Origin of the sequence: Streptomyces malaysiense, assembly GCF_000980885.2 — a bacterium.
Taxonomy (GTDB): Bacteria; Actinomycetota; Actinomycetes; order Streptomycetales; family Streptomycetaceae; genus Streptomyces; species Streptomyces malaysiense.
This window is the reverse complement of the sequence record NZ_LBDA02000090.1, coordinates 72,932-85,174: the sequence shown is the minus strand read 5'-3', so window position 1 is coordinate 85,174 and position 12,243 is coordinate 72,932. Positions and strand designations below refer to the sequence as shown.

11 protein-coding genes are annotated in these 12,243 nt (G+C 74.0%); 8 read left to right on the top strand and 3 right to left on the bottom strand.

What is annotated here, in order from left to right:
- Positions 1-93: 93 nt before the first annotated feature.
- Positions 94-738 (bottom strand): peptide deformylase, encoded by a 645-nt coding sequence (locus VT52_RS31000; protein WP_046424766.1) that lies wholly within the window; start codon positions 736-738, stop codon positions 94-96.
- 113 nt (positions 739-851) lie between these two features.
- A complete protein-coding gene (locus tag VT52_RS30995) occupies positions 852-1,220 on the bottom strand; it encodes a tetratricopeptide repeat protein (protein WP_046424768.1) in 369 nt (122 codons plus the stop codon).
- Positions 1,221-1,379: 159 nt separating this feature from the next.
- Between VT52_RS30995 and dxs the strand changes: the two genes are divergently transcribed.
- Positions 1,380-3,278 (top strand): 1-deoxy-D-xylulose-5-phosphate synthase, encoded by a 1,899-nt coding sequence (gene dxs, locus VT52_RS30990; RefSeq protein ID WP_046424769.1) that lies wholly within the window; start codon positions 1,380-1,382, stop codon positions 3,276-3,278.
- Positions 3,279-3,346: 68 nt separating this feature from the next.
- On the opposite strand, the gene VT52_RS30985 is transcribed toward dxs, so the two are convergent.
- Entirely contained in the window at positions 3,347-4,471 is a 1,125-nt protein-coding gene (locus VT52_RS30985) for an XdhC family protein (protein WP_046424771.1), read from the bottom strand.
- Positions 4,472-4,812: 341 nt separating this feature from the next.
- Between VT52_RS30985 and VT52_RS30980 the strand changes: the two genes are divergently transcribed.
- Genes VT52_RS30980 through VT52_RS30950 form a run of 7 tightly spaced genes read left to right on the top strand, consistent with a single transcriptional unit; the run spans position 4,813 to position 12,221 of the window.
- The gene (locus VT52_RS30980) at positions 4,813-5,694 is read left to right on the top strand and encodes an FAD binding domain-containing protein (RefSeq protein WP_046424773.1); all 882 of its coding nucleotides are present in this window, start codon (positions 4,813-4,815) and stop codon (positions 5,692-5,694) included.
- 2 nt (positions 5,695-5,696) lie between these two features.
- Entirely contained in the window at positions 5,697-6,251 is a 555-nt protein-coding gene (locus VT52_RS30975) for a (2Fe-2S)-binding protein (RefSeq protein WP_046424826.1), read from the top strand.
- A complete protein-coding gene (locus VT52_RS30970; RefSeq protein ID WP_046424774.1) occupies positions 6,248-8,644 on the top strand; it encodes an aerobic carbon-monoxide dehydrogenase large subunit in 2,397 nt (798 codons plus the stop codon). Before VT52_RS30975 ends, VT52_RS30970 begins: the two co-directional genes overlap by 4 nt.
- 59 nt (positions 8,645-8,703) lie before the next feature.
- Positions 8,704-9,591, top strand: a complete 888-nt coding sequence (locus VT52_RS30965; RefSeq protein ID WP_240509949.1) for an XdhC family protein — start codon at positions 8,704-8,706, stop codon at positions 9,589-9,591.
- Between the two features lie 3 nt (positions 9,592-9,594).
- Complete coding sequence (locus VT52_RS30960) at positions 9,595-10,488, top strand: AAA family ATPase (protein WP_046424778.1); 894 nt, start codon at positions 9,595-9,597, stop codon at positions 10,486-10,488.
- Positions 10,489-10,491: 3 nt separating this feature from the next.
- Positions 10,492-10,896, top strand: a complete 405-nt coding sequence (locus tag VT52_RS30955; RefSeq protein ID WP_046424780.1) for a hypothetical protein — start codon at positions 10,492-10,494, stop codon at positions 10,894-10,896.
- Complete coding sequence (locus tag VT52_RS30950; RefSeq protein ID WP_079175393.1) at positions 10,896-12,221, top strand: vWA domain-containing protein; 1,326 nt, start codon at positions 10,896-10,898, stop codon at positions 12,219-12,221. Before VT52_RS30955 ends, VT52_RS30950 begins: the two co-directional genes overlap by 1 nt.
- Positions 12,222-12,243 lie beyond the last annotated feature (22 nt).

The window sequence follows — 12,243 nt, the reverse complement described above, 5'->3', positions numbered from 1 at the left end:
TCCGGGACCGCGCGACGCGGGCGCGGTCCCCGGAGGCGGGCGCCGGGAAGGGGCGCGGGACGAGCGGCCCCGGGACGCCGGCGCGCGGGAGGATCAGGGCAGTTCGAAGCCGAGGGCGGCGGCCGCCGCGGCCGGGGTCGGCTGGGACCACAGGGCGGCGACGGCCTCGTTGGTGGACAGGGAGCGCGGCTCGGCACGGTCGAGGTAGAGCGTGCCGTCGAGGTGGTCCGTCTCGTGCTGCACGATCCGGGCGGGCCAGCCGGTGAACACCTCGTCCACCGGGCGCCCCCGCTCGTCCTCGGCGCGCAGCCGCACCTCGGCGTGCCGGGCCACCACCGCCTGCCAGCCGGGCACGCTGAGGCAGCCCTCGAAGAACGCCGCACGGGCCGTGCCCACGGGCTCGTACACGGGGTTGACCAGCACCCGGAAGGGCTGCGGGCGCCGACCCCGGATCGTGGCGATGTCCTCCGGCACCGGCGCCGGGTCCTCCAGCACCGCGATCCGCAGTTCCACGCCCACCTGGGGCGCGGCGAGGCCCACGCCGGGGGCGGCGCGCATGGTCAGGCGCAGCGCCTCGACGAAGCGGGCCAGCAGTGCGGGGCCGAGCGAGCCGTCGTACGCCTCGGCGGGGCGGCGCAGCACCGGCCGGCCGGCGGCGACGATGGGCAGGGGGCCGCCGGCGGCGAGGAGTTCCTCGACCCGTTCGGCGAGCGGCGCGTGATCACTCTCGGGTGCCATCGCGCCAGGATGCCATGGGGCCAGGACGCGAGGGGGCCCACCCGGGCACGAGGCGCGCGCGGTCCGTCGACCCGGCGGTGCGGGCGTCCGCCCCGGCGTCGCGGGGAGCCGCCTCAGTGCCGTGAGACGCCGCCCCGGCCCCGCGGGAGCTCGCCCGCGAGCGCGGAGGCGATCCTCAGGTGCCGCTCCGCCTCCTCGTGCCGCGCCTGCCGTTCGAGCGTGCGGCCCAGCATCAGCCGGGCGTAGTGCTCCACCGGGTCGCGCTCCACGATCACCCGCAACTGGTCCTCGGCCCGCCGCAGCTGCGCGGAGTGGTAGTACGCACGGGCCAGCAGCAGCCGGGGCCCGGTCTGCTCCGGCACCTCCTCCACCAGGGCGGCCAGCACGCGCGCCGCCCCCGCGTAGTCCTTGGCCGCGAAGAACGCCTGGGCACGCTCCCAGCGCTCGGCCGGGGTGCCGTGGTCGTAGTACGTGGTCTCCACTTGTGACCTCCTTCGGCGGGCACAACGACCCCTGGTAGTTCAATATTCCACTACTTGTTCCCTGGTCCCGCCCGCGCCGGGCCTACCGCCCAAACAGGGATGAATTGATACCCTGTCGCCTTCGCGTTCCCTGTCCGCGGCGCCGAAGGAGAATGACGCATGGGCGTTCTGGAGACGATCCACGGTCCGCAGGACCTGAAGAAGCTCGACGCCGGTGAACTCGGCGCGCTGGCCGGGGAGATCCGCGAGTTCCTCGTCGACGCCGTCTCCCGCACGGGCGGGCACCTCGGACCGAACCTGGGCGTCGTCGAACTGACCATCGCGCTGCACCGGGTCTTCGAGTCCCCGAAGGACCGCATCGTCTTCGACGTCGGCCACCAGACCTATGTGCACAAGGTGCTGACCGGCCGCCAGGACTTCTCCCGGCTCCGCAAGGAGGGCGGCCTGTCCGGATACCCCAGCCGCGCCGAGTCGCCGCACGACATCGTGGAGAACCAGCACGCCTCCGCCGCCCTCAGCTGGGCCGACGGCATCGCCAAGGCCGACCGCCTGGCCGGCCGCCGCGACCGCTCCGTCGTCGCGGTGGTCGGGGACGGCGCGCTCACCGGCGGCATGACCTGGGAGGCGCTGAACAACATCGCCGCCGACAAGACCCTCCCCCTGGTCATCGTGGTCAACGACAACGGCCACTCGTACAACCCCACCATCGGCGGTCTGGCCGGCCACCTCGCCGCCCTGCGCACCACGGACGGCTACGAGCAGTTCCTGGAGCGCACCAAGGCCGTCCTCGACCGCACCCCGATCGTCGGCCGCTCCGTCTACGACGCGCTGCACGGCGCCAAGAAGGGCCTCAAGGACTTCATCGCCCCGCAGGGCATGTTCGAGGACCTGGGCCTGAAGTACGTCGGCCCGATCGACGGCCACGACACCGAGGCGCTGGAGTCGGCGCTGGCCCGCGCGAAGCGGTTCGGCGGCCCGGTCATCGTGCACTGCATCACCGAGAAGGGCCGCGGCTACGGCTTCGCCGAGGAGTCCGCCGAGCGTTTCCACCAGGTCAAGGTGATCGACCCCGAGACCGGCAAGCCGGTCTCCGTCGCAGGCAAGGACTGGACCACCGTCTTCGGCGAGGAACTGGTCCGGCTCGGCGCCGAGCGCGAGGACATCGTGGCGATCACCGCCGCGATGCGGGGCTCCACCGGTCTCGCGCCCTTCGCCGAGCGCTTCCCCGACCGCTTCTTCGACGTCGGCATCGCCGAACAGCACGCCGCCGCCTCCGCGGCGGGTCTCGCCACCGCGGGACTCCACCCGGTCGTCGCCGTCTACGCCACCTTCCTCAACCGCTGCTTCGACCAGCTCCTGATGGACGTGGCCCTGCACCGCTGCCCCGTGACCTTCATGCTCGACCGCGCGGGCATCACCGGCGACGACGGCGCCTCCCACAACGGCATGTGGGACATGGCCGTCCTCCAGGTCGTCCCGGGTCTGCGCATCGCCGCCCCGCGCGACGCGAGCACGCTGCGCGCCCAGCTGCGCGAGGCCGTGGAGATCGCGGACGGACCCACGGTGGTGCGCTACTCCAAGGGCACCGTCGGCCCCGAGGTGGCCGCCGTCTCCGCCGTCGCCGGCATGGACGTGCTCCGGGGCTCCGCCGAGGAGGGGGCCGACGTCCTCGTCGTCTCCGTCGGCGCGCTCGCCCCCATGTGCCTTCAGGTCGCCGACCGCCTCGCCGGGCAGGGCATCGGCGCCACCGTCCTCGACCCGCGCTGGATCAAGCCGGTGAACGCGGCCCTGCCCGGCATCGCCGCCCGGCACCGGCTCGTCGTCACCGTCGAGGACGGGGTACGGGCGGGCGGTGTCGGCGGGGCCGTGGCCCAGGCCCTGCGCGACGCCGACGTGGACGTCCCCGTGCGGGACTTCGGCGTCCCCGTCGAGTTCCTCGACCACGCCGAACGCGGCCGGGTGCTCGCCCGCGTCGGTCTGACGGCCGCGGACATCGCCCGCCGTGTCTCGGGCGTCTTCGCGGGTCTCGGCAGGGACGAGATGTTCTTCTCGGGCTGAGCCGGGACGTCCGGCCCCGGTCCCCGGGCCCCGGCGGCGATGGCGGTGGCCGTCGCCGGAAGCCGGGGTCAGCGATGGATCGGCAGCGGCGTCGTCTCCACCAGCCGCCGTCCCGTGCCGCCCCACCGCAGCGCGATGACCTCCGCCATGATCGCCACCGCCGTCTCCTCCGGTGTACGGGCGCCCAGATCGAGTCCGATCGGCGCGGACAGCCGGGACAGCTCCGCCTCGCTCACACCCTCCTCGCGCAGCCGCCGCAGCCGGTCCTCGTGGGTACGGCGGCTGCCCATCGCCCCGATGTAGCGGGCGGGCGTGCGCAGTGCCCGCCGGAGCAGCGGTACGTCGAACTTCGGGTCATGGGTGAGGACGCAGATCACCGTGTTCGCGTCCACCTCCGTCGACTCCAGATACCGGTGCGGCCAGTCCACCACCAGTTCGTCCGCGTCCGGGAATCGGCGGCGGGTGGCGAACACCGGGCGGGCGTCGCACACGGTGACGTGGTAGCCGAGGAACTTGCCGATCCGGGCCACCGCGGAGGCGAAGTCGATGGCGCCGAACACCAGCATCCGCGGCGGCGGCGCGAAGGACTCCACGAACACGGCCACGTCGTCGCGCCGCTCCTCGCCCGCGCGCCCGACCCGCACCACACCGGTACCGCCCTGCGCCAGCATCCCCTGTGCCCGCTCGGCCACGGAGGTGTCGAGGCGGGCGTCGCCGAGCGTGCCCTGCGCACCGGTCGGCGTGACGATCATCTGACCGGCGGGTGCGGTCGTGGGATCCGGCTCCGCGCCGCCCGGCTCGTCCGGCAGCGGCGACACCACCGCCACCGGCCGTCCCGCGCCCATCGCCTCCAGCACCCCGGGCAGCCCTGGGAAGCGGCCCGCGCCCGCCGGCCGCACCAGGATCTCGATGATCCCGCCGCAGGTCAGACCGACCGCCAGCGCGTCGTCGTCGCTGACGCCGTAGGTCACGAGGGCGGGTTCGCCGCTCTCCAGGACCTCGCGCGCCAGCTCGTACACGGCGCCCTCCACGCAGCCGCCCGAGACGCTCCCGATCACCTCACCGTCGTCGGCGACCGCCAGCGACGAGCCCGCCTGGCGCGGTGCCGACCTCCAGGTCCGTACGACCGTCGCCACCGCGAATCGCTTGCCCGACGCACTCCAGGAGGAGAGGCCCTCCGCGATGTCCCGCATCCGTGTGCCTCCTTCGGCGGAGTCCACCACCGCCACATCCACCGAATACCCGTTCGGGCCGGTGCGCAGGCCGCGGGCCGGTCCGTACCCCGGTTTCCGGCGCTCCCGATGCCGCCGAGGCCGCCCGCACCCGCGCGGCGCCCCGGAGCGCGCGGATGCCGTCCGGCGCATGTCAACGGCAGCTTAAGTCCTCGCTCGGATGAGCGCGCTCCGCGCGACGGGCGAGTTAAGCGAAGGCTTAAGCAGCGATTGACACCCCGTCCGGACGGAGGCGCAATGATCATTGGACAACGGCGCCCGACACGCCCGGCTGCCCGCCGGGCGGGACAGGGGAGTGCGGCATGCAGGTTCCCGCTCCGTTCGAGTACCAGCGGGTGGGCACGGTGGACGAGGCGGTCGCGCTCCTGGACCGGCTCGGCGACACCGCCCGGCTGGTGGCAGGCGGGCACAGCCTCATCCCGATGATGAAACTCAGGCTGGCCAATTTCGAGTACCTGATCGACATCAATGATCTGCACGACGAGCTGGGGTACATCCGGGTCGAACCCGGCCTGATCCGCATCGGCGCGATGACCCGGCACCGCGAACTCCTGGAGTCCGACGAACTCGCCGCCGCCTTCCCGGTCTTCCGCGACGCCGAACGGGTGATCGCCGACCCGGTCGTACGCAACCGGGGCACCCTGGGCGGCTCGCTGTGCCAGGCCGACCCCTCCGAGGACCTGTCGGCGGTCTGCACCACGCTGGACGCGTCCTGTGTCATCCGCGGGACGGACGGGGAGCGGGTGGTCCCCATGGAGGACTTCCACCAGGGCCCGTACGAGACCGCCGTCGGCGACGCGGAGATCCTCACCGAGGTCCGCTTCCCGGTCCGCCCGCGCGGATCCAGCGCCTATGAGAAGGTCGAGCGGCGCGCCGGGGACTGGGCGGTCGTCTCGGCGGGCGCGGCGCTCTGGCTGGACGAGTCCGGGCTGATCGCGGACGCCCGGGTCGGTCTCGCCGCCGTCGGTCCGAACACCGCCGGCATCCCCGGGATCGCCGGCGCCCTGCGCGGCCGGCCGCCCGCCGAGGAACTGTGGGCGCGGGCCGGCGACATCGCCGCCGAATCCTGCTCCCCGGTCACCGACCGGCGCGGCAGCGCCGAGTACAAGCGACATCTCGCCCGCGAGCTGACGATGCGCGTACTGCGCCGGGCCGAGGCCCGGATCAACGGACAGGAGGTGTGATCGTGCGGGTCACCATGACCGTCAACGGCGAGGAGGTCACCCGGGAGATCGAGGGCCGGCTGCTGCTGGTGCACTTCCTGCGCGACCACCTCCAGCTCACCGGGACCCACTGGGGCTGCGACACCAGCAACTGCGGCACCTGCGTGGTCTGGCTGGACGGCGAACCCGTCAAGTCCTGTACGGTGCTGGCCGCGATGGCGGGCGGGCACGAGGTACGGACCGTCGAGGGCCTGGAACGCGACGGCGAACTCGACCCGGTCCAGCGCGGGTTCATGGAATGCCACGGACTCCAGTGCGGCTTCTGCACCCCCGGCATGATGATGACCGCCCGCGCCCTGCTCGACCGGAACCCGGACCCCGGCGACGAGGAGATCCGTGAGGCCATCTCGGGCCAGATCTGCCGCTGCACCGGCTACGCCACCATCGTCCGCTCGATCCGCTGGGCCGCCGCCGAGCAGGCCGGCACCCGCACCACCGCCGAGGATCCCGAGCGGGCCGTCGCACCGGCCGACGCCCGCGACCGGTCCGCCGCGTCGACCCCGGGGAGCGCCTCATGACCGCCGTCGCCGCCAACGGCCACCGCACCGCCTTCGTCGACAACGACCGGAAGCCGGCCGGCCACGGCCGGATGCTGCGCAAGGAGGACCCCCGCTTCGTCCGCGGCAGGGGCCGCTACGTGGACGACCTCCAGCTGCCCGGCATGCTCCACCTGGCGATCCTGCGCTCCCCGCTCGCCCACGCCCGCGTCCTCTCCGTCGACACCGCCCTCGCCGAGGCCCACCCCAAGGTCCGCCTGGTGGTCACCGGCGCGATGCTCGCCGAGAAGGGCCTGGCCTGGATGCCGACCCTCTCGAACGACGTGCAGGCCGTCCTCGCCACCGACAAGGTCCGCTTCCAGGGCCAGGAGGTCGCCTTCGTCGTCGCCGAGGACCGGTACGCGGCGCGCGACGCCCTCGAACTGATCGACGTCGAGTACGAGCCGCTGGACCCGGTGATCGACGTACGCACCGCGCTCTCGCCCGAGGCGCCGGTCATCCGCGACGACCTGGAGGGCAAGAGCGACAACCACGTCTTCGACTGGGAGACCGGCGATGCCGCCGCCACCGAGGAGGTGTTCCGGCGCGCGGACGTGGTCGTCTCGCAGGACATCGTCTACCCGAGGGTGCACCCGGCGCCCATGGAGACCTGCGGCGCGGTCGCCGACTACGACGCGGTCGACGGCAAACTCACCCTGTGGTCCACCACCCAGGCCCCGCACGCCCACCGCACCCTGTACGCGATCGTCGCCGGACTGCCCGAGCACAAGATCCGGGTGGTCTCCCCGGACATCGGCGGCGGCTTCGGCAACAAGGTGCCGATCTACCCCGGCTACGTGTGCGCCATCGTGGCCTCCCTGCTCACCGGCAAACCGGTGAAGTGGGTGGAGGACCGCGCGGAGAACCTGATCAGCACCGGCTTCGCCCGGGACTACATCATGCGCGGTGAGATCGCGGCCACCCGCGAGGGCAGGATCCTCGCCGTCCGCACCAATGTGCTCGCCGACCACGGCGCGTTCAACGGCGTCGCCGCGCCCACGAAGTACCCGGCCGGCTTCTTCGGCGTCTTCACCGGCAGCTACGACCTGGAGGCGGCCTACTGCAAGATGACGGCCGTCTACACCAACAAGGCGCCGGGCGGGGTGGCGTACGCCTGCTCCTTCCGCATCACCGAGGCGGTCTACCTGGTCGAGCGGATCGTCGACTGCCTCGCCGCCGAACTCCGGATGGACCCGATCGAGCTGCGGATGAGGAACTTCATCCGGCCCGAGCAGTTCCCCTACCGCACCAAGACCGGCTGGGTGTACGACTCCGGGAACTACGCCCCGACCATGGAACTGGCCAAACGGCTCGCCGGATACGACGAGTTGCGCGCAGAGCAGGCGCGGAGGCGGGCCCGCGGCGAGATCATGGGCATCGGCGTGTCCTTCTACACGGAGGCGGTCGGCGCCGGACCCCGCAAGGACATGGACATCCTGGGCCTCGGCATGGCCGACGGCTGCGAACTGCGGGTCCACCCGACCGGGAAGGCCGTCGTACGGCTGTCGGTGCAGTCCCAGGGGCAGGGCCACGAGACGACGTTCGCGCAGATCGTCGCCGAGGAACTCGGCATCCCGCCCCAGGACATCGAGGTCGTGCACGGCGACACCGACCAGACCCCGTTCGGCCTCGGCACGTACGGCAGCCGCTCCACCCCGGTCTCCGGTGCCGCCGCCGCCCTGGTCGCCCGCAAGGTCCGCGACAAGGCGCGGCTGATCGCCTCCGGGATGCTGGAGGTCTCGGTCGCCGACCTGGAGTGGGAGAAGGGCACCTTCAGGGTGGCGGGCGACCCCGACGCCTTCGTGACCATCCAGGACATCGCGATGCGGGCGCACGGCGCGGGCGACCTGCCCGAGGGCGTCGAGGGCGGCCTGGAGGCGCAGATCTGCTACAACCCGGAGAACCTCACCTACCCGCACGGCGCCTACATCTGCGTGGTCGACATCGATCCGGGCACCGCGAAGGTCACGGTACGGCGGTTCGTGGCGGTCGACGACTGCGGCACCCGCATCAACCCGATGATCATCGAGGGCCAGGTGCACGGCGGGCTCACCGACGGCGTCGGCATGGCGCTGATGGAGATGATCGCCTTCGACGAGGACGGCAACTGCCTCAGCGGCTCCCTGATGGACTACCTCATCCCGACCGCCCTCGAAGTGCCCGACTGGGAAACGGGGTTCACGGTCACCCCGTCCCCGCACCACCCGATCGGCGCCAAGGGTGTGGGCGAGTCCGCGACCGTCGGCTCCCCGCCTGCGATCGTCAACGCGGTGGTCGACGCGCTCTCGCCGTTCGGCATCCGGCACGCGGACATGCCGCTGACCCCCTCCCGGGTGTGGGAGGCGATGCGGGGCCAGCCCGTCCCGCCGGTCTGAGGGCGGCGGCGCGCACCGGAGGGACAGGAGACGGCGACGGAGTCGAGGAGGTGACCGGGGTGCCCAGGACGGTGAGCGCGCGTGCGCTCGAACTGGCCCAGCGGCGCGTGCCGTTCGTGCACGCCCGCGTGGTGCGCGCCCAGGCGCCCGCGTCCGCGCACCCGGGCGACGAGGCGATCGTGTACGGCGACGGCACGATCGACGGGTTCGTCGGCGGGATGTGCGCCGAGGGCTCGGTGCGCACGGCGGCGCTGGGCGCCCTCAACGGCGGCGGGCCGGTGCTGCTGCGGGTGCTGCCGGCGGGTGAGACGGGCTTCCCGGACACCCCGGGTGCCCAGGTGGTGGTCAACCCCTGCCTGTCCGGCGGGGCGTTGGAGATCTTCCTGGAGCCGGTGCTGCCGCCGCCGCTGATCGAGGTGGTCGGCACGACCCCGATCGCGGAGGCGTTCATCGCCCTCGCCGACGTCCTCGGGTACGCCACCACGCGCTCCCTGCCCGACCGGCCGCTCGCCGAGTACACCGGCGCGGTGATCGTGGCCGGGCAGGGCCAGGGCGACGCCGAGGCACTGCGTGCCGCCCTGGACGCGGACGTCCCGCACATCGCGCTGGTCGCCAGCCGCCGCCGGGGCGCCGCCCTGCTGGACGAGCTCGGCCTCGCCGAGGCGGAGCGGGCCCGTGTGCACACCCCGGCCGGGCTGGACATCGGCGCCCGCACGGCACCGGAGGTGGCGCTGTCCATCCTCGCGGAGGTGGTGCGGGCCGTACGCGCGCGCGGCGCCCCACCGCCGACGGCCCTGCCCGAACAGCCCGCCCAGGCCGTCGACCCGGTGTGCGGGATGACGGTGACCGTCACCGCGGGCACTCCTCATCTCACCGCCGGGGAGAAGGAGTTCTGGTTCTGCGGCGCCGGCTGCCGGGACCGCTGGGCGGCGGGGCTGGTGGGCTAACGGGTGAGCGAACTCTTCCTGGACGCGGAGGACGTACGGCGCCGCCTCGCCGAAGTCGGCCACCTCGTGGACGAGGGCACCGCCACCGCCCTCTACCTGGCCACCGTCCTCGACCGCCCGCTGCTCCTGGAGGGCGAGCCGGGCGTCGGCAAGACCAGCGCGGCCAAATCGCTCGCCGAGGCCCTCGCCACCCCGCTGATCCGCCTCCAGTGCTACGAGGGCCTGACGGCCGGCGAGGCGCTGTACGAGTGGAACTACCAGCGCCAGCTGCTCGCCGTGCGGCTCACCGAGGCACGCGGGCAGCATCTGGCCGACGCCGACCTGTTCACCGAGGAGTTCCTGCTGGACCGGCCGCTGCTGCGCGCCGTACGCCATCAGGGGCCGCTGCCCCCCGTGCTCCTGATCGACGAGATCGACCGCGCGGACGACGAGTTCGAGGCGCTGCTCCTCGAGTTCCTGGGGGAGTGGAGCATCACCATCCCGGAACTGGGCACCTTCGCCGCCACCCGGCCCCCGGTGGTGGTGCTCACCTCCAACCGCAGCCGCGAACTCCACGACGCGCTGCGCCGCCGCTGCCTCTACCACTGGATCGACTATCCCGGCCCCGAGCGCGCGGCGGAGATCCTGCGCCGCTCGGTGCCGGCCGCGAACGAACCGCTGATCGCGTCCGCCACCGCCTTCATCGGCAAGGTCCGCGCGCTGGACCTGGACAAGGCGCCCGGCATGGCAGAGGCGATCGACTGGGTCTCCGCGCTCGCCGCGCTGCGCGTGTCCCGGCTGGCCCGCCGCGATGTGATCAGCACCCTCAGCGCGGTCGCCAAGAGCCCCGACGACCGCACCGCCATCACCGGCGCCCTCGGCGAACTCGGCTACCCCGAAGAGGCGAGGAGACCGTGAGCCATGATGATCGACGACGAGTCCCGGACGGGCGCGCCCCCGGAGCCGGCCCGGCAGCCGCCCACCGGCCCCGGCGGGCCCGCCCCCCGCGGGGCCGGCGCCCGGCTCACCGGGGTCGACGCCGACGCCCGCTTCACCGCGCGGCGCGAGGCCGGCCACCGCCCGGTCACCGGCGCCTGCGGCAAGCACAGCCGGGGCCGGGGCGACGCCACCGCGACCGCGCACCCCCGGCCGCGGCCCGACCGCACGGGCACCGCGATGCACGCGAGCACCGGCCCCGGCACCGGGGGGACACCGGTCCCGCCGGCCGCGTCCGCCCCCGTGGCCTTCGGCGCGGTCGTCGTGGGTGCGGTGATCCCCCGGGCGGTGCACCGGGTCCGGCGGTGCGGTGTGTCGCGGGCCGCGTGATGAAGACGGACGAGCCGTTCCTGCCCGCCGTCGACCGGGCCGCGTTCGCCGTGGCGCTCGCCGACCGGTTGCGCGGCCGTGGCGTACCCGTGGGCCTGACCGCGGCCCGGGACCTCGTCCGGGCACTGGCCGCCTCCTGGCCCACGACGCGGTCCGCCCTGTACTGGACGGCCCGGATCACCCTGGTCCGCGACCAGCCGTACCTGGCCCGCTTCGACGAGGTCTTCGACGCGGTGTTCGGCGACGCCGTGCTCTCCCTGGACCCGCATGCGCGCCGTACCGGCCGGGGCGCCGTGCCACGGGCCGGGGACGACGTGCGTGCACCGCTGCCCGCGGGCGCGTCCGGCCTTCCGGTGGAGGAGACGGGGCTGCCGTGGGTGACGCCGCCACCGGTGGTGGGGGCGGCCGGGCCGAGCGAGGAGCAGGTACGGAGCGTGCCGCAGCGGCTGCCGACCGAGCTGGCCGCTGCCGTGGACACGCCCTTCGAGCGGCTGGGCGAGCGGGAGGCGGCGCTGCTCGGGCAGTGGCTGGAGACGGGGCTGCGGCGGTGGCCGACGCGCCGTTCCCGTCGGTACGCCCGGCGTCCGGGCGGGCCCCGGGTGGCGATCCGCGAGACGGTGGCCCGCTCCCGGCGCACCGGCTGGGAACCGGTCCGGCTGGTGCGGACGGGCCCCCTGGAGCGGCCCCGGCGGGTGGTGGTGCTGTGCGACGTGAGCCGGTCGATGCAGGCGCAGGCCGTGGCGTACCTGCATCTGATGCGGGCGCTCGCGCTGGCCACGCGGGCCGAGGTGTTCGCCTTCGCCACCTCGCTGACCCGGCTCACCAACGTGCTCGCGCACCGCTCGGCCGAGGCGGCCTTCGAGGAGGCCTCGCAGCGGGTCGCGGACCGGTTCGGCGGCACCAGGATCGCGCACTGTCTGGAGACCCTGCTCGGCTCCCACCACGGGGGCGCGCTGCGCGGCGCGGTCGTCCTGATCGCCTCCGACGGCTGGGACGGCGACCCGCCCGAGCGCCTCGCCGCGGCCATGGCCCGCCTGCGCCGCCGCGCCCATATGGTGGTCTGGCTCAACCCCCGCGCGGGCGCCCCGGGTTACCGTCCCCGCACGGCGGCGATGACCGCCGCGCTCCCGTACGTCGACCTGCTCCTCCCGGCGGACACCTTCGCCTCCCTGCTGCGTGTGGCCCCGGAGATCGCCCGCCTGGCGGGACCGCGCGGGCATGGTGTCCGCCGGACCGGCGCCCGGTCCGTTCCCGTGCCGGTCGGGGCCGAGCCGCGTCGCGGAGCGGCGAAGCCCGGGTGCGGCGACGGCGAGGCGTCCGGATGATCATCCTGCCCGCCGGCCGCGC

Coding starts and splice junctions, on each gene's coding strand:
- VT52_RS31000 (WP_046424766.1), bottom strand. CDS start 738: ATGGCACCCGAGAGTGATCACGCGCCGCTCGCCGAACGGGTCGAGGAA.
- dxs (WP_046424769.1), top strand. CDS start 1,380: ATGGGCGTTCTGGAGACGATCCACGGTCCGCAGGACCTGAAGAAGCTC.
- VT52_RS30985 (WP_046424771.1), bottom strand. CDS start 4,471: ATGCGGGACATCGCGGAGGGCCTCTCCTCCTGGAGTGCGTCGGGCAAG.
- VT52_RS30980 (WP_046424773.1), top strand. CDS start 4,813: ATGCAGGTTCCCGCTCCGTTCGAGTACCAGCGGGTGGGCACGGTGGAC.
- VT52_RS30970 (WP_046424774.1), top strand. CDS start 6,248: ATGACCGCCGTCGCCGCCAACGGCCACCGCACCGCCTTCGTCGACAAC.
- VT52_RS30955 (WP_046424780.1), top strand. CDS start 10,492: ATGATGATCGACGACGAGTCCCGGACGGGCGCGCCCCCGGAGCCGGCC.
- VT52_RS30950 (WP_079175393.1), top strand. CDS start 10,896: ATGAAGACGGACGAGCCGTTCCTGCCCGCCGTCGACCGGGCCGCGTTC.